This window comes from Cellulomonas sp. ICMP 17802 (genome assembly GCF_041295535.1).
Lineage (GTDB): Bacteria > Actinomycetota > Actinomycetes > Actinomycetales > Cellulomonadaceae > Cellulomonas.
Genome location: NZ_JBGFQZ010000017.1, coordinates 13,703 through 32,800 on the forward strand (window position 1 = coordinate 13,703; position 19,098 = coordinate 32,800).

At 73.1% G+C, this 19,098-nt stretch carries 19 protein-coding genes; 7 read left to right on the forward strand and 12 right to left on the reverse strand.

Annotation, left to right across the window (positions count from 1 at the left end):
- Positions 1–264: 264 nt before the first annotated feature.
- Positions 265–864: a hypothetical protein gene (locus tag AB5970_RS13050; protein ID WP_370504435.1), complete on the reverse strand. Its 600-nt coding sequence runs from the start codon at positions 862–864 to the stop codon at positions 265–267.
- Positions 865–1,049: 185 nt separating this feature from the next.
- Between AB5970_RS13050 and AB5970_RS13055 the strand changes: the two genes are divergently transcribed.
- The 3 genes from AB5970_RS13055 (at position 1,050) to AB5970_RS13065 (ending at position 4,913) form a co-directional block, all read left to right on the forward strand.
- On the forward strand, positions 1,050–2,537 hold the full coding sequence (locus tag AB5970_RS13055) for a sugar porter family MFS transporter (RefSeq protein WP_370504379.1): 1,488 nt from the start codon (positions 1,050–1,052) through the stop codon (positions 2,535–2,537).
- 145 nt (positions 2,538–2,682) lie between these two features.
- Positions 2,683–3,174, forward strand: coding sequence for a MarR family winged helix-turn-helix transcriptional regulator (locus AB5970_RS13060; protein WP_370504380.1), 492 nt, complete (start codon positions 2,683–2,685; stop codon positions 3,172–3,174).
- 62 nt (positions 3,175–3,236) lie between these two features.
- Positions 3,237–4,913 carry an MDR family MFS transporter gene (locus AB5970_RS13065; RefSeq protein WP_370504381.1) on the forward strand — a complete coding sequence of 559 codons (1,677 nt, stop codon included), beginning with the start codon at positions 3,237–3,239 and terminating at the stop codon, positions 4,911–4,913.
- 79 nt (positions 4,914–4,992) lie between these two features.
- Here the strand turns inward: AB5970_RS13065 and AB5970_RS13070 are convergent, their stop codons facing one another.
- The 3 genes from AB5970_RS13070 to msrB all read right to left on the reverse strand — a co-directional run bounded on the left by AB5970_RS13070 (position 4,993) and on the right by msrB (position 6,863).
- Entirely contained in the window at positions 4,993–5,445 is a 453-nt protein-coding gene (locus AB5970_RS13070) for a MarR family winged helix-turn-helix transcriptional regulator (protein ID WP_370504382.1), read from the reverse strand.
- 108 nt (positions 5,446–5,553) lie between these two features.
- Positions 5,554–6,336, reverse strand: coding sequence for a nuclease-related domain-containing protein (locus AB5970_RS13075; protein WP_370504383.1), 783 nt, complete (start codon positions 6,334–6,336; stop codon positions 5,554–5,556).
- Positions 6,337–6,449: 113 nt separating this feature from the next.
- Positions 6,450–6,863, reverse strand: coding sequence for a peptide-methionine (R)-S-oxide reductase MsrB (gene msrB, locus AB5970_RS13080; protein WP_370504384.1), 414 nt, complete (start codon positions 6,861–6,863; stop codon positions 6,450–6,452).
- A gap of 176 nt (positions 6,864–7,039) precedes the next feature.
- On the opposite strand from msrB, the gene AB5970_RS13085 reads away from it, so the two are divergent.
- From AB5970_RS13085 to AB5970_RS13100, 4 genes are all read left to right on the forward strand, one after another.
- Complete coding sequence (locus AB5970_RS13085; protein ID WP_370504385.1) at positions 7,040–9,157, forward strand: putative bifunctional diguanylate cyclase/phosphodiesterase; 2,118 nt, start codon at positions 7,040–7,042, stop codon at positions 9,155–9,157.
- Positions 9,158–9,236: 79 nt separating this feature from the next.
- Complete coding sequence (locus AB5970_RS13090) at positions 9,237–9,923, forward strand: TasA family protein (protein ID WP_370504386.1); 687 nt, start codon at positions 9,237–9,239, stop codon at positions 9,921–9,923.
- A 61-nt stretch (positions 9,924–9,984) separates the two neighbouring features.
- Positions 9,985–10,656, forward strand: coding sequence for a signal peptidase I (locus AB5970_RS13095; protein ID WP_370504387.1), 672 nt, complete (start codon positions 9,985–9,987; stop codon positions 10,654–10,656).
- Entirely contained in the window at positions 10,637–10,852 is a 216-nt protein-coding gene (locus tag AB5970_RS13100) for a hypothetical protein (protein WP_370504388.1), read from the forward strand. The genes AB5970_RS13095 and AB5970_RS13100 overlap by 20 nt, the downstream gene beginning before the upstream one ends.
- A 54-nt stretch (positions 10,853–10,906) precedes the next feature.
- On the opposite strand, the gene AB5970_RS13105 is transcribed toward AB5970_RS13100, so the two are convergent.
- The 8 genes from AB5970_RS13105 to AB5970_RS13140 all read right to left on the reverse strand — a co-directional run bounded on the left by AB5970_RS13105 (position 10,907) and on the right by AB5970_RS13140 (position 18,980).
- On the reverse strand, positions 10,907–12,310 hold the full coding sequence (locus tag AB5970_RS13105; protein WP_370504389.1) for an FAD-binding oxidoreductase: 1,404 nt from the start codon (positions 12,308–12,310) through the stop codon (positions 10,907–10,909).
- Positions 12,311–12,417: 107 nt separating this feature from the next.
- The gene (locus AB5970_RS13110) at positions 12,418–14,205 is read right to left on the reverse strand and encodes a sensor histidine kinase (protein ID WP_370504390.1); all 1,788 of its coding nucleotides are present in this window, start codon (positions 14,203–14,205) and stop codon (positions 12,418–12,420) included.
- A gap of 7 nt (positions 14,206–14,212) precedes the next feature.
- Positions 14,213–14,563 carry a response regulator gene (locus tag AB5970_RS13115; protein ID WP_370504391.1) on the reverse strand — a complete coding sequence of 117 codons (351 nt, stop codon included), beginning with the start codon at positions 14,561–14,563 and terminating at the stop codon, positions 14,213–14,215.
- Entirely contained in the window at positions 14,560–14,745 is a 186-nt protein-coding gene (locus AB5970_RS13120; RefSeq protein ID WP_370504392.1) for a hypothetical protein, read from the reverse strand. The genes AB5970_RS13115 and AB5970_RS13120 overlap by 4 nt, the downstream gene beginning before the upstream one ends.
- Positions 14,742–16,226 carry a glycosyltransferase gene (locus AB5970_RS13125; RefSeq protein WP_370504393.1) on the reverse strand — a complete coding sequence of 495 codons (1,485 nt, stop codon included), beginning with the start codon at positions 16,224–16,226 and terminating at the stop codon, positions 14,742–14,744. Before AB5970_RS13125 ends, AB5970_RS13120 begins: the two co-directional genes overlap by 4 nt.
- Positions 16,223–16,936, reverse strand: a complete 714-nt coding sequence (locus AB5970_RS13130; protein ID WP_370504394.1) for a PHP domain-containing protein — start codon at positions 16,934–16,936, stop codon at positions 16,223–16,225. The genes AB5970_RS13125 and AB5970_RS13130 overlap by 4 nt, the downstream gene beginning before the upstream one ends.
- Positions 16,933–17,901 carry an ATP-grasp domain-containing protein gene (locus AB5970_RS13135; protein ID WP_370504395.1) on the reverse strand — a complete coding sequence of 323 codons (969 nt, stop codon included), beginning with the start codon at positions 17,899–17,901 and terminating at the stop codon, positions 16,933–16,935. The genes AB5970_RS13130 and AB5970_RS13135 overlap by 4 nt, the downstream gene beginning before the upstream one ends.
- Positions 17,898–18,980 carry a response regulator gene (locus AB5970_RS13140; protein WP_370504396.1) on the reverse strand — a complete coding sequence of 361 codons (1,083 nt, stop codon included), beginning with the start codon at positions 18,978–18,980 and terminating at the stop codon, positions 17,898–17,900. The genes AB5970_RS13135 and AB5970_RS13140 overlap by 4 nt, the downstream gene beginning before the upstream one ends.
- Positions 18,981–19,098 lie beyond the last annotated feature (118 nt).

Here is a 19,098-nt window from a genome sequence, read left to right on the forward strand (position 1 = left end):
CTAACGCACGCCGACGTGCGCATGGACACATGGTGACAGCCGGATGACCTCCGCGGGACGCACTCCAGCCGGGGAGCGCGTGCGACGCCGGACCGCGGAGCGCCTCTCGGCGCGTGGCCGCTCGAAGCGGCTTGAGATGGAGCCCGGGGCTACCGCGGCCCGACGTCGAGAGCGATCGTACGCCCGGCGACGGCCCCGCGAGCGGCGGTCGGCGGCCGACGCGCGGCCCAGCCGCGCCCCACCTGCAGGTTCACCCCTGCGCGATCACTCGAGCCGGTCCGCCCGCCACAGGGACGCCGCGTGCTCGAGCTCCTCGGCGGTCCGCACCAGCGACGCCGCGCCGCGCGTGAGCCGCACGGCCCCGGTCGGGTCGACGTCGTCGAGGTGGTCGGCGTCGAAGGCGGCGCCCGTGGCCAGCACCCGGCAGAAGGCCGCCGCGCGCTCGAGGGCCACGTCGAGATCACCCGTGTAGACGCCGGACAGCACCGCGTCCGCGACCGCCCGCACGTCCGCGGGGCCGGCCATGTCCGCGACGCCCGCCACGACGTCGTGCACCGGCGCGGCCGTCACGCCGAGCCGGTACCGGTCGGCGATGGTCGCCGGGTCGCGCCGCACCCACTCGCGCAGCACGTACAGCCGCCAGAGCGCGCCGGGCAGCGTGTCGGCCGGGCTCTCGGACCACAGCGCGGCGACGACGTCGAGGCCCTCGGTCTCGACGAGCGACACGAGCCGGGCGACGACCTCCGGGTCGGTGTTCGCGCGACCCCCGTGCACCAGCGCCGCGGCGGTGGTGTGCGCGGCCTCGTTGCGCAGCGCGGGGTCGTACCCGCCCGGCAGCTCGTCGGCCTGCGCGGGGTCGAGCATCGCCGGTCGCCGGGGTCGGCGTGCCCCGCCGTCGCCTGTGCCGCTCATCGCACGATGATCCCCCGGACCCCCGCCGTCGGCCAGCACGCCGCACCGGTCGGCCTCCCGACGTGCGCGCCCCCCGTGGCAGGGCCAAGGTGGGAATCGATCCCCGGGAGCGGCCCGGGGCGACGGAGGTGCAGGTCATGTCCCACGCGTCTGGGTCGCCGCAGGGGGCGGCCGGAGGGTCGGCCGTCCCGCCGCATCCCTACAAGAACAAGGCCATCGGGCTCGCGGTCGCGGCCGCGGTCGGCGGCTTCCTCTTCGGCTTCGACAGCTCGGTCATCAACGGCGCGGTCAACGCGATCCAGGACCAGTTCGAGATCGACCCCGCCGTGACGGGCCTCGTCGTCGCGATCGCCCTGCTGGGCTGCGCGTTCGGCGCGTGGCTCGGCGGCAAGCTCGCCGACCGCTGGGGTCGCACCCGGGTGATGTTCCTCGGCGCGGTCCTCTTCTTCGTGTCCTCGATCCTGTCCGGCCTCGCGTTCAGCGCCTGGGACCTGGTCCTGTGGCGCGTGATGGCCGGCATCGGCATCGGCATCGCGTCCGTCATCGCGCCGGCGTACATCGCCGAGATCGCGCCGGCCGCGATGCGCGGTCGGCTCGGCTCGCTCCAGCAGCTCGCCATCACGCTCGGTATCTTCGCGGCGCTGCTCTCCGACCAGCTGCTGCAGACGGCCGCGGGCAGCGCGGCGAGCGAGCTGTGGCTGGGCCTCGAGGCCTGGCGCTGGATGTTCATCGTCGCGGTCATCCCGGCCGCGGTGTACGGCATCCTCGCGCTGCGCATCCCCGAGTCGCCTCGCTACCTCATCGCGACCGGCAAGCGCGAGGAGGCCAAGGCCGTGCTCGCGACCACGCTGGCGGAGGGCGACGACGTCGAGGCGCACGTGGTGCAGATCGAGCACACCATCGCCTCGGACAAGAAGCTCGCGTCGCAGGCCAGCCTCAAGGGTCCGCGGTTCGGCCTGCTGCCCGTGGTGTGGATCGGCATCCTGCTGTCGGTGTTCCAGCAGTTCGTCGGCATCAACGTGATCTTCTACTACTCGACCACGCTGTGGCAGGCCGTCGGGTTCGAGGAGAGCCAGTCGTTCATGGTCTCCACCATCACGTCGATCACCAACGTGCTGGTCACGTTCATCGCCATCGCGCTCATCGACAAGGTCGGCCGGCGCCCGCTGCTTCTCACCGGTTCGGCGGGCATGGCGGTGACCCTCGGCATCATGGCGGTCGCGTTCACGCAGTCGTCGGGCTCCGGCAGCGACGTGACGCTCAACGGCTCCTGGGGCGTCATCGCCCTGATCGCCGCGAACCTGTTCGTCGTCTTCTTCGGCGCGACCTGGGGCCCGCTCGTCTGGGTGCTGCTGGGCGAGATGTTCCCCAACCGCATCCGCGCGGCCGCACTCGGCGTGGCCGCCGCGGCGCAGTGGGTGGCCAACTTCCTCATCACGATCTCGTTCCCGCCCATGCTGGCCGCGTTCGGCGCGTCCATCCCCTACCTGATGTACGCGATCTTCGCGGCGCTGTCCTTCTTCTTCACGCTCTGGAAGGTGCCCGAGACGAAGGGCATCGAGCTGGAGGACATGGAGGGCGTCAAGGTCGACCGCACCCGCCGAGGTGCCACGCCGGCGGTCTGATCCGCCTCTGGTCCAGCAACGACGCGGTCGGGCCCCTCCACGGGCCCGGCCGCGTCGGCGTCCGTCCGGGGGAATAGTCGGCGCCCTCAGTTGCTTGAAGCAAACATCAGACGTATGGTTGCGCTGAGCAACAAAAGGAGTCCCAATGCCGTCCGTCCAGCCCGAGACGCCCCCGCAGACGCTGCTGCGGTCGGTCGAGGCCTTCAACCGCGCCCTGCGCGAGTCCTCGCTGGGGGTGGCCCGCGACCTGGGCTGCTCCAAGGGCACGCTCGCGATCGTCCGGATCCTCCAGCGCCGCGGCACCCTCCAGGTGGGCGACCTCGCCCACGTGCTGCGGGTCGACATCTCGGTGGCCAGCCGCCAGGTGAGCCAGCTGGTCGACGACGGCCTGGTCGAGCGCGCGGTCGACGACGAGGACCGCCGGGCCCGCACCATCCGCCTCTCCGCGGACGGCCGTGCGCTCGCGGACGAGATCGGGTCGGCCCTGGACCGGCGCATGGGCGAGATCTTCAGCGACTGGTCGGCCGCCGAGATCGAGGCGGCGACCGTCACGCTCGACCGCCTCACCACGACCATCGCCCGGTTCCCGGAGCCGGTCCCCACGGAGCCCGCCGCGCGCGAGCTCACCCACGCCTGACCCGCCACCCCCGACCTGCCGACGACGCCGGGCCACCCTGCCAGCACCACGAGAGCGAGACCATGTCCAGCGCCACCACCGCCCCCGAACCCACCAGCACCGCTGAGAGCGCCGCCGTCCCCAAGATGTCCCGCCGCGAGGTGCTCGAGTCCCTCTCGGGCATCCTGCTCGGGATGTTCGTCTCGATCCTCGCGACGAGCGTCGTCTCCTCGTCGCTGCCGCGGATCATCTCCGACCTGAACGGCACGCAGTCGGCCTTCACCTGGGTGGTCACGGCCACCCTGCTGACCACCACGATCTCCACGCCGATCTGGGGCAAGCTGGCCGACCTGGTCGACCGCAAGCTGCTCATCCAGCTGGCGCTCGCCATCTCCGTGGTCTCCTCGGCGCTCGCCGGCTTCTCCCACAACACCGGCACGCTCATCGGCATGCGCGCGCTGCAGGGCATCGGCGCCGGCGGCCTGACCGCGCTGGGCACCGTCCTGATCGCCGACATCATCAGCCCGCGCGAGCGCGGCAAGTACATGGGCCTCATGGGCGCCGTGATGGGCATCGGCATGGTCGGCGGCCCGCTCCTGGGCGGCGTCATCACCGACGGCCCGGGCTGGCGCTACAACTTCTTCATCGGCCTGCCGTTCGCGATCGCCGCGATCATCGTGCTGCAGCGCACCCTGCACCTGCCGCACCGCACCGCGCGCAAGGTCAAGATCGACTACGCCGGCGCCACGCTGCTCTCGCTCGGCATCGCGACCCTGCTGCTCTGGATCACGTTCGCCGGCACGTCGTTCGACTGGGCGTCGTGGCAGACCGCCGCGATGGTCGGGGGCTCGGTCCTGCTGCTCGCCCTCGCCGTGTGGGTGGAGTCGCGCGCCGCGGAGCCGATCATCCCGCTGCACCTGTTCAAGAACCGCACGCTGGTCCTCGCGGTCGTCGCGAGCATCGCGGTCGGCGTCGCCCTGTTCGGCACCTCGGTCTTCCTCAGCCAGTACATGCAGCTCGCCCGCGGCAAGACGCCGACGCAGTCCGGCCTGCTGACCATCCCGATGATCGTCGGCCTGCTGGTCTCGTCGACCATCTCCGGGCAGATCATCAGCCGCACGGGCCGGTACAAGAAGTTCATGATCGCCGGCGCCGTGCTGCTCACCGCGGGCCTCGGCCTCATGGGCACCATCCACTTCGACACGAGCTTCGCGCTGGTCGGCCTCTACCTGGTCGTCATCGGCGCGGGCGTGGGCATGCTCATGCAGAACCTCGTGCTCGCGGTGCAGAACACCCTGGACGTCAAGGAGATCGGGTCCGGCACCTCGACGGTCGCGTTCTTCCGCACCCTCGGCGGCGCGCTCGGCGTGTCCGCGCTCGGGGTCGTCCTCTCGCACCGCGTGACCTCGCTGATCGCGAGCGGGCTCTCGGGCATCGGCATCGACCCGTCCGCCATGGGCTCGAGCGGCGCGATCCCCGACCTCTCGACCCTCCCGGACGCCGTCCGCACCGTGGTCGAGCAGGCCTTCGGCAACGCGATCGCGGACCTGTTCCTCGTCGCCGCGCCCGTCGCGCTGGTGTCGCTGATCGCCGTGCTGTTCCTCAAGGAGGTCCCGCTGGGCAACCGCTCCGGCATCGAGCAGCTGCTCGAGCAGGAGGGCGCGATGCTCGCGCCGGCCACCGCGGAGGAGTCCGTGTCGGCCGTCGACGCCGAGCTGGACGCCCTCACCGAGCAGGAGCGGGTCGCCTCGCGCGACTGACCTCCACCAGCACGAGCCAGACGCGCCGCCCGGCCCCTCCGACCGGGCGGCGCGTCTGTGCTCGGGGGCCGCAGGCCCGTCAGTGCGACGCGCGGCGCGCGGCGGCGAGGTCCTCGTTGAGGCGGCCCAGCTGCGAGGCCAGCGCCGCGATGTCGGAGTCGCTCCACCCGGTCAGCGCGCGGTGCAGGAACACGCGGCGGGCCTGCTGGGCGGTCTCGTAGCGGTGCCGGCCCTCGTCGGTGAGCTCGAGCAGCTGACCGCGGTAGTCGTCCGGGTCGGGCCGGCGGGACACCAGGCCGAGCGAGCCGAGCCGCGCGAGCTGCCGCGACATGGTGCCGCGCCCGACGCCGATGTGGGTGGCGAGGTCGCTCGCCCGGATGCCCGGGGTCGCGGCGATGAGCGCGAGGAGCGAGTACGCGGCGGGCTCGAGGTCGGGGTGCACGTCGCGCGAGATGGACGCCGAGGAGGCCTGCGCGCGCCGCAGGAGGAGGCCGAGCTCGCGCTCGAGCTGCCGGAACTGTTCGTCGACCACGGTCACATCCTGACGGCACCAGCACGGAAACGGCAGCATCGCCACCCCACGAACTGGGAGCGTTTCAGCAGATCACCGCGGAGAGAGGGGTGTCAACACCCAGCGCTCTCAGTGCGACCAGGTCGCGCGCTGCCGGGCCACGTGCGCGATGGCCGCGATGCGGCCCGGGTCGAGTCGCTCGGGCATGGCGCGGAAGACGGCCTGCACGTCCTGGCGCGTGATCGCGAACGCGTCGTGCTGCGGCTGCACGGTCCGCACCTCGAGGTCGCCGTGCACGACGACGACGCCGCGGACGGTGATCGCCGCGCAGGCCGCCGCGAGGAGCGCGCCCTGCACGCGGGTGGCCTCGAGCCGCGCGTCGCGCAGGTAGGACACGGACCGCCCGTCGACCGCGATGGTCCGGCCCTCGACCACGACGTGCTGGCCGGGGAGCAGGCGCTCGGCGATCGTGAAGATGCCCGCGGGCCCGATGAGCAGGTGCTCGACCGTGCTGCCCTGCCGGCCCAGCGGCACGTCGTGCACCACCTGCCAGCCCTCGTCGCCCAGGCGCTCGAGGCGCGTGCGCAGGGAGCTGCCCCGCTCGCTCCGGATGGCCGCGAGGTCGATGGTGTCCCAGTCCGCGCCGCCGAGCCACGCCTGCAGGGCCGCCTCGTCCGCAGGGGCCAGCGAACCGGTGCTCTGCGTCGGCAGGCTCATGGCCAGCTCGGCCACGTCGGCCCGCAGGTAGGCCTGGGCCGCGCGCCGCAGGCCGCTCTCGAAGTGGGGGTCGTCGACGACGACCTCGCCGGACTGCAGGTCGACGGATCCGACCCGGGCGCCGGTCTCCTGCGTGACGTAGAGACGGTCGGCGCCATAGCGTCGCCATCGCCGCACTGTCAGGACGTCTTCCACGTACGCATTATCGGCACGGCACCCCGCGGACTTCAGCCGTGTCGACCAGATGGACGTCACCCGTCCGGGGTGTCGGGTCCGGCGCGCCGGAGGACACCCCGAACGGGTGCGTGTCAGACCCCGCTGGTCCCGTCGGCCTCGAAGGTCAGGCTCACCGAGTTCATGCAGAACCGGTCGCCCGTCGGGGTCTGCGGGGCGTCGTCGAACACGTGCCCGAGGTGCGAGCCGCACCTCGCGCAGCGCACCTCGGTGCGGACCATGCCGAGGCTGCGGTCGCTGATCAGCTCGACCCGGTCGCCGGCGAGCGGCGAGAAGAAGCTGGGCCAGCCGCAGTGCGAGTCGAACTTCGTGTCGGAGCGGAACAGCTCGTTGCCGCACGCGCGACAGCGGTACACGCCCTCACGCTTCTCGTCGAGCAGCTCTCCGGTCCACGCGCGCTCGGTCCCGGCGCGGCGCAGCACCGCGAACTCCTGGGGCTCGAGCTCCAGGGCCCACTGCTCGTCGGTCTTGGTCACCTCGTACGTCATCAGATCCTCCTGAAAGATGTGGCGTCCCCTGCAACCCCGCCGCCCTCGCGGACGTTCCCGACGCGCCGGGACAATCCTCTGACCTCGGGTGTCGCTCCGGAGCGGGACGACCGCATACTCTCGGCTCAGCGCGGACCCCCTCCCGACCCGCGCTCGCCCAGCCCGTGAGGTCCCGCGTGCCAAGAGGAACCCGCCGTCGGTGGCCGCTGACCCGCTCGTTCGCGGTCATCAGCAGCGTGGCCATGGCCGTGCTCGGCTGTGCCCTGGTGTTCGTCACGTGGAGCGTGATGGGGCAGCAGTCGATCCGGGACGGGGTCGCCACCGCGCAGACCGCGCAGGAGTACGCGACAGCCTCCGTGCCGACCACCTCCTTCCTGGCGCCGGACGTGCTGACGCCGGCCCAGGCGCAGGAGGTGACGGCCGCAACGTCGGGGTTCGGCGACCGGCTGGTCGAGCTGCGCCTGTGGGGGGTCGACGGGTCACTGATCTACAGCTCGGCCGCGGCCACCACGACCGGGTTCCCCGACGGCGACCGGCTGGACCTGGTGACCACCCAGGGCAAGCCCGACGCGCAGGTCATCACCGACGTGCGCGGCGAGAAGGGGCAGGACACCGGCGGCACCGAGCGGCAGGTGCTGGACGTCTACGTGCCCGTGCGCGCCGACAAGACGGCCGACGCCGATCCGTCGGAGCCCGGCTCGCGGATCGTCGGCGCAGCCGAGGTCATGCTCGACCACACGGCGGCGAGCACCGCGCTGACGCACGCCGTCCAGACGGTGTCGCTGGTGGTCGCCGTCGGCCTGCTCGCCCTGTGGCTCGTGCTGTTCCGGACGGTGTTCACGGCGTCGCACCGGCTGCGGGCCACCGCGCTGGAGAACGCACGGCTGGCGCTGCTCGACTCGCTGACCGGGCTGCCCAACCGCCGCATGCTCGCCGAACGGATGCGCCGCACCATCCTCGAGGCCGAGGAGACCGGCTCGCGGGTCGGGCTGATGCTCCTCGACATCGACCGGTTCAAGGACATCAACGACTCGCTCGGCCACGACCGCGGCGACGAGCTGCTCGAGCAGGTGGCCGAGCGGCTGCGCGGCGCGCTGCGGGACGACGACATCGTCGCGCGGCTGGGCGGCGACGAGTTCGCGATCCTGCTGCCCGACGTGCGCTCCGTGGCCAACGCCGAGCGCCTGGCCCGGCGGGTGCGCGGGCTCTTCGTGCCGCCGTTCATGCTCGGCGAGCTGCCGCTGCACGTGGACACGTCCGTCGGGGTCGCGTGCCTGCCCGACCACGCCACCGACCCCTCGTCGCTCATGCGCACCGCCGACGTCGCGATGTACGCCGCCAAGCACCACCGCACCGGCGTCTCGGTCTACTCCGCCGACGAGGACGACTCGTCGCCCGCGCGGCTCGTGCTGCTGGGCGACCTGCACCGCGCCCTGACGCCCGCGCCGGACGGGCCGCGCGAGCTGCGGATGCACTACCAGCCGAAGATCGAGCTCGACACGGGCCGGACGGTCGGGCTCGAGGCCCTCATGCGCTGGGTGCACCCCACGCGCGGCGTCCTGCCGCCCACCACCTTCATCCCGCTGGCCGAGCAGTCCGGCCTCATCCACGACGTCACGCGGTACGCGCTCACGGAGTGCGTCGTGCAGCTCGCGGCGTGGCGTGCGGAGGGCCGGGCGACGCCCGTCGCCGTGAACCTCTCCGCGCACGACGTCACCACGGTCGCGGTGGTCGACCTCATCGAGGCGCTGCTCGAGGAGCACGCCGTGCCGCCCGACCTGCTCGAGGTCGAGATCACGGAGACGGCGCTGGTGGCCGACCCGTCGCGCGTGGTGCCGGTGCTCGAGCGCCTGGGCGCCCTCGGCATCCGGGTGGCCATCGACGACTTCGGCATCGGCAACACGTCGATCTCCCAGCTGCGGGACCTGCCGGTGGACGAGCTGAAGATCGACCGGCTGTTCGTCGCGGACCTCGGCGTCGACGGGCGGGAAGGCTCGGAGGTCGTCGTCCAGGCGATGGTCGACCTGGCCCACTCGTTCGACCTGCGGGTGGTCGCGGAGGGCGTCGAGGACGAGGCGACGGCCGTGATCCTGCGCCGGCTCGGCGTGGACCAGGCCCAGGGCTTCCTCTACTCGCAGGCCGTCCCCGCGGGCGATCTCCCGCTGACCCAGTCGGGGCCGCGGCCGCGGCGGGGCCGCACCAGCCGGGTCGGCGCGGCGGTGGCCGGGCCGCGGCCGAGCACCCGGCACGCGCGGCCGCCACGGACGCCGAGCGCCGATCCCACGAACGAGTGAGTATCATTCGCTCGGCTCAAGTCGGACCCAGGGGTGCCGATGCAGTAATGCGTACTCCAGGCCCAAGGAGGGTTTCGCCATGATGGACGACCTGCTGCAGGAAATGATCGACCCGGCTCCGGTGCACCGCGACGCGCCTCGTCGTCGGCGACTCTGGACGACGGTGACGATCGTGGGCCTCGCGGCCATCGGCGCCACCACCCTCACGACGTCGGCCATCTTCACGGACAACGACTCGACGTCGGCCAAGATCGAGACGGGCACCGTCGACCTCGCGATCGGCCAGTCCGTGCCGTTCGCCTTCACGCCCCAGAACCTGGCGCCCGGCGACTCGACGTACGTCCCCCTCCAGGTGCAGAGCAACGGCTCGCTGGCCCTGCGCTACTCGATCTCCTTCGACGCCACGACGGCCGTCGGCAGCACGACCGACCCGACCCTGAGCCCGGCGGCGACGACAGGCGACCTGCGGGACGTGCTCGTGCTGAGCGCCTACGACCTGCCCCAGGCGCAGTGCTCCGCCACGACGTTCCCCGCGACCGCACCGACCGCGCTGGGCACAGCGACGAGCTGGACCTCCGCGGTCACCCCGTTGGTCGGCAGCGTCGCCCAGGGCCAGGACGCCGGCGACCGGCCGCTCGCCGCCGGCGGCAGCGAGTGGCTCTGCTTCAAGGTCGACTTCCCGCTCTCCGCGGACAACTCGTACCAGGACACCGCGGTGACGCTCGGCCTGACGTTCAACGCCGAGCAGACGGCCAACAACGGATGAGTTGATGGCCTGGTCGGACGGGCAACGAGAGGCCCCCGCCGTCGATCGGCGCGCACCGCGCGTGCCCGGTCGGCGGCGCTCCCGTGCCCCGAAGCCGACGTGGCGCCGGCTCGTCGGCGTCGCGCTCTGGACGATCGTCGTCGTCTGCGGGGCCACCTACGCGGTGTCCCTCGCCGTGCCGCTGTGGTTCCAGGCGCACCACCAGCGCCTGCTCATCGTGACGTCCGGCTCGATGGCGCCCAAGTTCGACGCCGGCGACGCCGTCGTGCTGCGCGCGATCTCCGACGAGTCCGACCTCAAGGTCGGTCAGATCATCTCGTTCTGGCCCATGGGCTCCAGCGAGCTGGTGACGCACCGGATCGTCGCGCTGCGCAAGCTGCCGGACCTCCGGCAGGACGAGGCGACCGGCAAGATGGTGCCCAAGCTCGACCCGAACGGCAAGGAGCTGACGAAGTCGTACGTCATCACGAAGGGCGACGCGAACGACGAGCCCGACGTGAACGCCACGCCGATCACACGCATCCGCGGCGTGCAGCTGGCCGTCCACCGGGGCTGGGGCTGGGTGCTGCAGTGGGCGGGATCCGCGCAAGGACGCGCGACGATGCTGGTCCCTCCCCTGCTCGCACTCGCTACGCTCGAGCTGCTGGCGATGGGCGACGGCCGACGGGGCCGCCGCGAGCGCCCCGCGCCCGACGGGACCGACAGGAGGGTCGATGAGCTCCTCCTCGACTGAGCCTGCCGAGGACCTCGACGACGTCGACCGGCCCCGCGGGTTCTTCTCCATCGACCGCGGCGGGCTCATCCGCCTCGGCGTGGTGCTCGCGTTCGCTGTCGCGGCGCTGCTGAGCCCGCTCGTCGGCTCGACGTCCGCGATGTTCACCGACACCGCCGACGTCGAGATCACCTTCTCGGTGGCGCCGACGCCCTGACGCACGAGGACCGCGCCGACCCCGCGAGGAGCCGGCGCGGCCGGTGTCGGTGCCTCAGGAGCGCACGCCCCGGGCGGAGAGCAGCACCGCATCGGGGTCGTAGACCATCGAGAGAGCCTGCAGGCGGCGCGCCACCTCGGGGGTGAACACCCGCTCGGCCCACTGCGGCCCCGCGGTGTCGGTGAAGTTGGGCAGGCCGCCCTCGCGCAGCCAGGGCGTCATGCCGGTGTGCACCCGCGCGGTGTCCCGCGTCACGATCTGCGCGATCTCCGGGATCATCACGCCGAGCGTGAAGAGGGAGAACGCCGCGTCCCGGTGCGCGAACGCGCTGGGCACCCCGCGGTCGTCGCGGACCTTGCCGCCCAGCTGCCGCACCTCGACCATGGCCTGCGCGCACTGCGCGTCGGGTCCCACCAGCTCGAGCAGCCGGTCGGCGGCGTCGAGGCCGAACGAGTGCAGCAGGCTGTGCTGCTCGTGCAGCGGCATCGGGTCGATGGGGTCGGTGTGCACCGCACCGAGCGCCGCGTACGGCATGACCTGCACGGTGTCGATCAGCGGCGACGCCAGGCAGCGGATCGCCCGGATCATCTCCTCGCCGACGGCCGGGTCGCCGGTCCACGCGAAGCGCACCGAGACGGAGGTCTTCCCCCGCAGCGGCTCGGGGAAGATCGGCATGTCGGGCAGGCGCATGACGGCGATCGACGTGGTGCCCTCCTCCGGTAGCAGCTCGCACCACTGGCTCCACGTGCGGACGACCGCGGCGGCGTCGGACCCGTCGAACCACAGGGCGCCGGCGTACAGCGTGGCCTGCTCGACCAGGTCGATCTCGACCGCCGTGACGATGCCGAGCGTGCCCTTGCCCCCGCGCAGGCCCCAGAACAGGTCCGGGTGGCTCGTCGCGGTGACGCGGCGGGCGACGCCGTCGCCGGTGACGACCTCGAACGCGCGGACCGTGTCCGACGCGAGCCCGTGGGTCCGGGCCACCGGGCCCAGGCCGCCGCCCGTGAGGTAGCCGACGACGCCGACGTCCGGCGACGAGCCGGCCAGGCCCGCGAGCCCGTACGGCGCGCACGCCTCGAGGACGGCGGCCCACTTCACGCCGGCGCCGATGCGCGCCCAGCGCCGGTCGGCGTGGACGGTGACCTCGTCGAGCGCGACGGTGCTCACCAGGATCGCGTCCTGCATGGTCTCGGTGGCGCCGTGGCCGGTGCCCTGGACGGCGACGCGGAGGCCGGCGGTCGCGGCGAGGCGCAGGGTGCTGCTGATGTCGTCGGCCCCCCGGGCGGCGACGACGGCCGCGGGGCGGATGGCCTTGGTGAGGTTGCTGGTGCCCGTGAGGGCGGCGTACGCCTCGGTGCCGGGCAGGTGCACCGGGACGCCGGAGTCGGCGAGCGCGTGCACGGCTGCGGCGGTGGCCGGACGGTAGTCGGCACCGGTCGGCGAGCTGAGGATGGTCATGGTCGAGCCCTTTCCTGTCCGCGCCGTCTCTCGGCGCACGGGCAGAAGGGGTCACGGCACCACGGGCCAGATACATCCCGAGATGTCCGATGTGACGGACCGGTACGTCAGCCCGGCGGCGTGGCCGGCAGGGTGATCGTGAACGTGGTGCCCTCGCCGAGGGTGCTCGCGATCTCCAGGGTGCCGCCGTGGGCGTCGACCACCGCCTTGGTGATCGACAGGCCGAGGCCGACGCCGGGGATGGCGCGGCGGGTGGCCGAGGACGCCCGGAAGAACCGCGTGGTCAGCTGGGACAGCTCGTCGGGCGGGATGCCGATCCCGCTGTCGGCGACGACGATCACCGCTCCCCCGGTCGCCTGCCCGTCGCGCGGGGCGACGCCGACGCGGACCCGGCCGCCGGACGGCGTGAACTTGATCGCGTTCGAGACGAGGTTGTCGACGGCCTGCGCCAGGCGGACCGGGTCGGCGTCGAGCACCGCCGACGACGTCTCGGGGACCAGGGTGACGCCCGCCGCCTCAGCCGCCGGCATCGCCGCCTCGATCGCCGCCCGGACCACGACGCCGGCGTCCGTGCGCTGGGGCGAGATGGCGAAGCGACCGGCGTCCACCTGCGCGGTCAGCAGCAGGTCGCCCACCAGCCGCAGCTGGCGGCGGGCGTTGCGCTCGATCACCGTGAGGTACTCGCGCTGCTCGTCGGTCAGGGGGTCCGTGCCGTCGGTCAGCAGCTCGAGGTAGCCCAGCACCGAGGTCAGCGGCGTGCGCAGCTCGTGGCTGACCAGGCTGACGAACTCGTCCTGCAGGCGCGAGGCCTCGCGCTCGGAGGTCACGTCCGTGGCCACCACGACGTACCCGGTGGTCGGGCCCTCGAGCTCGGCGCGCCGGGTCACCGCGAGCCGGACCGTCATCCGCACCCCGTCACGCGCGATGTAGGTCCAGTCGCGCACCTCCGGCCGCCCGGCCAGCGCGGGCGCCACGAGGGCGTCGACCAGCGCCTGGGGGTTGTCGACCGGCGACTCGTCGTTGAAGAGGAGCTTGCGGCGCGCCTCCAGCTCGTCGCGGTCGTGGAACTCGGTCAGGCGCATCCGGCCGACGACCTCGCCCTGCCCGTAGCCGAGCAGCCGCTCCGCCCCGGCGTTGAAGACCTCGACCAGGCCGGTGGCGTCGGTGGCGATGATCGCCTGCTCGGTGGCGGAGTCGATCACGGAGATCAGCTGGTCGCGCGCGGCCCGGCGCGCGTTGGCCACGCGCGCGAGCTCCGCGGCGTCGGCCCGGGCGCGGTCGAGCAGCACGGCCTGGTCCATCTGCAGTGCGAGCAGCGCGCTGCTGCGGGCCCGCAGCCGGTCGGTGATCTCGTGCACGGTGATCGCGATGACCGTCGCGGCGAGCGTGACGAAGAACGTGCGGATGCCGGTGTCCGCGGTGTACTCCTGGTCGCCGATCAGCACCGGCGAGATCACGACGCCCGCGACGCCGGCCGACGCGAGGACGACCCGGCGCCGGCCGGGCAGCGAGGCCAGCGCGATGACCGGCAGGAACACCATCGTCGTGTAGGGCGAGCCGGGCCCGCCGGTGCCCGCGCGCATGAGGGCCACGGCCACCAGCTGGAGCAGCGGCAGCACGTCCTGCGCGCCGTCGGGCCAGCGGCTCCACGGCAGCAGCCGGGCGGCGGCCAGCTGCCCCGCCACGAGCGCGGCCGCCAGACCCACCTCGAGGGCGCTGGTCATGCGGGCGCCCGGGACCAGCAGGGTGAGCATGGCGGCGGCGAACACCCCGACGAACGGCAGCTGCCGCTCGACCACGCCGGCGTCGGGGCCCAGGTGGCGGACCACCCGGCGCAGGTAGCGCGAGCTCGAGGACAGCAGGTTCTCCGGCTCGGTGGCCCACAGGCTCGTCATCAGGCCGTCACGGTGTCGCGCCGAGCGCCCGCGCCAGCGCGGCCTGCACGCCCTCGCCCGTGAACGGCTTCGGCAGGGACGCCTCGACGGTCGGGTAGTCGTCGGCGTCGAGCACGGACGTCACGATGATCGGGAGGCTCGGGCGGCGGGCACGGAGCACGTCGACCAGCTCCCAGCCGCCCATGCCCGGCAGCCGCAGGTCGACGATCGCGACGTCCACCTCGAGGTGGTGCGCGTCCGCCAGCGCCTCCTCGGCGCTCTTCACCGCGACGACGTCGTGGCCGAGCCGCACGAGGTGCCGGGCGACCAGCGCGAGCTCGTCGGGCTCGTCGTCGACGACCAGCACGCGCGGGCTCACGCGAGACCCCCGTGCAGCAGCAGCACGGCGACCGTGATCGCCGCGGCGACCAGGACGACCACGAGCAGCAGCCGTCGCTCCGACCGCGCGTTCGACCGGATCTCGTCCTGGAGCGCGTCGTGCGACAGCGTGGCCCACCACCGGACCTCGTCGCCGGCGCCCGCACGGTGCGAGCCGCTCATCCCATCACCCGTCCCGTCTTCTCCGTCTTGTCCCACACGGCCGCGGCACCCCGCCACTGCTTGACGTACGCGTCCAGTGTGATCGCGCACAGCACCGGACCGAAGCCCACCACGTAGAGCAGGGGCAGCGCGAGCCACCGCACCGGCCGGGTGCGCTCGAGCTGCTTGACCACCCAGGCGAGCAGCATCGCCAGCACCGACCACGAGTAGAGCGTCAGCGTCCACACCTCGCGGCCGACGTCGCTCATCTCCAGGCCGAGCAGGTGCGGGATGCGCACCTCCCAGAGGTTCGGGAACCAGGCCGCGCTCATGACGACGAGCGCGCCGAGACCGGGGAACACCAGGCCCTGGAACCACGACCGGCGGGCGGTCTCGCGGTCCAGCAGCAGGGTCGTGGCGGTGATGAAGACGTAGGCGGTGACCGCCACCCACCAGAACCCCTGGAACACCGAGGTCGCCGTCACGCTGGCGACGAAGTACAGCCCGACCAGGCCCACGGCGGCGAGCGTCATGGCGACCGGGAGCAGGTAGATGGCGAACCAGATGATCCCGAAGTCGAGGTTGCCCAGGTGGTGCTGGCGCGACGGCCGGAACCAGACCCGGCGGAAGTTGCGCGTGATCTGGACGTTCCCGCGGGCCCAGCGCACCCGCTGCTTCCAGAGCGCCGTGATGGTGTCGGGCTCCTCCGCCAGCACCACCGACGCCGGCTCGAACACCACGCGACGGCCGTTCAGCTGCGTGAGGAAGGTGGTGTACGTGTCCTCCGCGAGCGTCGAGGTGTCCACCTGACCGCCCACGGCCAGCAGGTTCTCGCGCGAGTGCAGCTGCGCCCCGCCCGCGAGGCACGCCATGGCACCCATGACGTTCTGCGCCCGCCGCGCCGCCGCCTGAGCGGTCACGTACTCGTAGCCGATGAACCGCGCGACGCTGCCCGGCCGGCCGCTGCCCTCCCGGATGAACGCGGTCACGGCGCCGACCTTCGGGTCGGCCAGGTGGCGCGTCATCCGGCGCAGCGAGTCCGGGCGGTAGATGACGTCGGCGTCCATGATGAGCAGCGCCTGCATCCAGTCGTCCGCGAGCGCGTGCCGGATGCCGTGGTTGAGCGTGTGGGCCTTGCCCTGGCCGCCCTGCTCGCGGCGCAGGTGCACGATCCGGTCGTCGTACTGGGCCGCCTTGGCGCGGACGACGTCCGGGGTGTCGTCGGTGCTCGCGTCGTCGACCACGTAGACACGCAGCCGGTCCGGCGGGTACTCGAGGCGCATGAGCCGGTCCAGCGACGCGGCCAGGACGGCCCCCTCGTTCCACGCGGGCACGATGACGACGACGTTCGGCAGGTGGGGTCCCGCGAGCCGGAGGTGGTTGCGGAAGGCGTGCACCGGGACGAGCACGTACTGGTACAGCCCGGCCAGCACGGGGATCACGCCGATGCCGACGAACGCGACGAAGAGGGCGACCAGCGCGTCGTGCCCGACCCCGCTCACGCGCCCACCCAGTCGTACACGCCGACGTCCGAGGCCACGTGCGCGTCCGTCGACGCCACCAGCAGCACGCCCGCCGCGCGCAGCCGGTCGGTGGTGCGGGGGCCGGGGCAGCGCCACTTCTCGTTGACCTCGACCGGGGTGCCCGTGGCCACCGCCGCGGCGGCCAGCGCGTCGAGCAGGTCGTCCGGGACGTCGTCCTCGGTGAGCCCGATCTTCGGCAGGACCGAGAACGGGTGCGCCAGCTGCGCCCGGCCGACCGCGTGCATCGCGCGGATCGTCGCCGTGACGAGCATCTCGACGACGTCGGCGGGCTCCAGTCCGGCGTCGATCCGCTCGCGCGTGGCCCGCGGGCTCCACGGGCCGTCCGGCCCGGGCACCTGGTGGTCGGCCAGGAGCACGCGGTCCGCGCCCCGGGCCGAGCCGAGCGCGGCGAGCACCTCGGGCGGGGCGTCGACCGCGCCGGACGCGTCGAGGATCTTGGCCTCGACTCCGCTGAGGACCGTCAGCCCCTCCAGGCGGGGCAGCGCGCGCACCACCGAGAGGAACTCGGGCACGTAGGTGGTGGCGACCCGGACGTGGTCGACCATGCGGACCTCGCGCAGGCCCGCGCGCTGGGCGGCCGCCAGGTTCTCGGCGGGCGTGCTGACGGCGTCGTCCGAGAAGGTCGAGTGGACGTGGTGGTCGCCGTCCCTCGACGGACCCGCGCTCATCGTGGCGGCAGCACGTCGGCGATCGGCAGGAAGACGTCCTCGAGGTAGCGCACGTTCGCGATCTCCTGGAAGTCGACGTGGTCCGGGACCGGTCGGCCGAGCACCGCGTCGAGCGTGAGCGAGGGCATGTCGACGCCGGCCGCGATGGTCAGCGGCATCGCGCCCGGGAACCGGGGGTTGACCTCGAGCAGCGCGGGCCGACCGTCGGCGTCCCGCTTGAGCTGCACGTTCGCCACGGTGGTCAGCCCGACGGCGCGGGCGACCGCCGACGCCGTCTCGATGAGCTCGTCGTCGTGCACCGTGACGCCCGCGACGGCCACCCCGGAGTCCACGCGCAGCCGCGCGCGGGGCACGGCCGCGATCACGGTGCCGTCGAGGCCGGCCAGCACGTCGACCGAGTACTCGTCGCCCGGCAGCAGCTCCTGGACCAGCAGGTCCTCCTCGTCGTCGTGCACCGCGTCGAGCTCCGCCTGCGTGCCGACCAGCCGGACGCCGCGCGAGCCCGCGCCGCGGCGGGGCTTGACGATGACCGGGAAGTCCCAGCCGGAGACGGCCTGGGGCGTGCCGACGAGCTCCGTGCGCGGCACCCGGACGGTCCGCTCGCAGGCCCGGGCCAGCGTCAGCTTGTCCAGGCAGGTCTCGAGCGTGCTCAGCGCCGGCGAGGCCAGGACCGTGCCGTCGGCCAGCAGCTCGTCGCGCGCGGCCGCGAGCTTGGGCAGCTCCACGTCGACGGTCGGGAACAGCACGTCGATGCGCTCGTCGCGACAGATCCCGCGCACCACGTCGACGAAGTCGTCGGCGCGCCCGGCGGGGACCAGGTGGCGGTTCGGCGCGTCGACCAGGTACAGCGCGCTGGCCCAGCGGTCCATGTCGGCCGCGATCACCTCGACGTCGCCCCGCCGCAGCAGCGAGCGGATCACCGCGACCCCGGCCGGTCCCCCGGCACCCGTGACCAGGACCCTCATGCGTGACCTCCGTGCTCGTCGACGTGGATGTTCTCGGGGGCGGCGGCCACCCCCGCAGCTCGTGCCTTGCCGCTCAGCATCGCGGCCGCGCGCACCATCTCGAGCGGCTCGGCGTACTGCCCGGAGCCGAAGCGCGACCAGTAGCGCGCGGTCGCGCGGACGAGCTCGGGGTCCATGTAGTCGCGGTGCGACTGCGACTCGAACGCGGCGAGCATCTGCAGCTTCGCCTCGAGGAAGCCGTCGACCGGCACGAACCGCGTGGGCCGGAAGTCGATGGTCGACGACGGGCTCTGGAAGCACGCGAGGGACGGGACCCGGCGGGCGGCGACGTCGACGGCCTGCCGCACGGCCCGGTGGTCCTGGTGCCGGTCGTGCTCGCTGTGCGTGTAGACGATGCTCGGCCCGACCTCGCGGATGAGGTCCTCGATGGTCGTGATGAGCCCGCCCGCCGGATCGAGCCGGGTGTCCTCGTAGTCGTGCAGGTAGAGCCGCGCGCCGATGATGCCGGCGGACGCCAGCGCCTCGTGGCGACGGGACTGCACGTCGCCGCCGATGGCACCGCTGGACAGGGTGAGGATGACGACGGCGTCGCCGGCCGCCCGGTGCGAGGCGAGCGTGGCGCCGACGCCGATCTCCACGTCGTCGGGGTGGGCGCCGACCGCGAGCACGGTCTCCGAGGGCACGACCGCCTCGCGCTTGACCCGGCCCTCGCGGGCGAGCGCGGTGATCCGCTCCAGCAGGGTGGCGGCGGCGACCGGCTTGACCAGGAACTCGTCGGCGTCCCGGCGCAGCGCCTCGACCGCGTAGTCGACGCTCGCGAACGCGGTCATCACCGCCACGGGCGTGCCCGCGGCCCGGGACCGCAGCTCGCCCAGCAGCTCGAGCCCGCTCATGCCCGGCATCTGGATGTCGGTGAGCACCACGTCGAACTGGTGCTGCGCCACCTCCGCCAGCGCGGACATCGGCTCGTGCACCACCGTCACGTCCATGCCGCCGCGGCGCTCGAGCACCGTGCGGACGTACTGTGCCGTGTCGGCGTCGTCCTCGACGACCAGGACCCTGATCTGCTCGTTCGTCACCCCGTGTAGCCCTCCGTCGCCGGCCGGTGGCCCCACGCTATAGGCACTTCGTTCAGGTCCGCCCCTCGGGGAATAGGGACGATGGTCACCCTGTTGAGCGGCAAGTACATGCAAACGC

Bases quoted from the DNA above. Each gene is read 5' to 3' on its own strand.
- AB5970_RS13050 (WP_370504435.1), bottom strand. From the start codon at position 864: ATGCTCGACCCCGCGCAGGCCGACGAGCTGCCGGGCGGGTACGACCCC.
- AB5970_RS13055 (WP_370504379.1), top strand. From the start codon at position 1,050: ATGTCCCACGCGTCTGGGTCGCCGCAGGGGGCGGCCGGAGGGTCGGCC.
- AB5970_RS13060 (WP_370504380.1), top strand. From the start codon at position 2,683: ATGCCGTCCGTCCAGCCCGAGACGCCCCCGCAGACGCTGCTGCGGTCG.
- AB5970_RS13065 (WP_370504381.1), top strand. From the start codon at position 3,237: ATGTCCAGCGCCACCACCGCCCCCGAACCCACCAGCACCGCTGAGAGC.
- msrB (WP_370504384.1), bottom strand. From the start codon at position 6,863: ATGACGTACGAGGTGACCAAGACCGACGAGCAGTGGGCCCTGGAGCTC.
- AB5970_RS13090 (WP_370504386.1), top strand. From the start codon at position 9,237: ATGATGGACGACCTGCTGCAGGAAATGATCGACCCGGCTCCGGTGCAC.
- AB5970_RS13100 (WP_370504388.1), top strand. From the start codon at position 10,637: ATGAGCTCCTCCTCGACTGAGCCTGCCGAGGACCTCGACGACGTCGAC.
- AB5970_RS13105 (WP_370504389.1), bottom strand. From the start codon at position 12,310: ATGACCATCCTCAGCTCGCCGACCGGTGCCGACTACCGTCCGGCCACC.
- AB5970_RS13110 (WP_370504390.1), bottom strand. From the start codon at position 14,205: ATGACGAGCCTGTGGGCCACCGAGCCGGAGAACCTGCTGTCCTCGAGC.
- AB5970_RS13120 (WP_370504392.1), bottom strand. From the start codon at position 14,745: ATGAGCGGCTCGCACCGTGCGGGCGCCGGCGACGAGGTCCGGTGGTGG.
- AB5970_RS13130 (WP_370504394.1), bottom strand. From the start codon at position 16,936: ATGAGCGCGGGTCCGTCGAGGGACGGCGACCACCACGTCCACTCGACC.
- AB5970_RS13135 (WP_370504395.1), bottom strand. From the start codon at position 17,901: ATGAGGGTCCTGGTCACGGGTGCCGGGGGACCGGCCGGGGTCGCGGTG.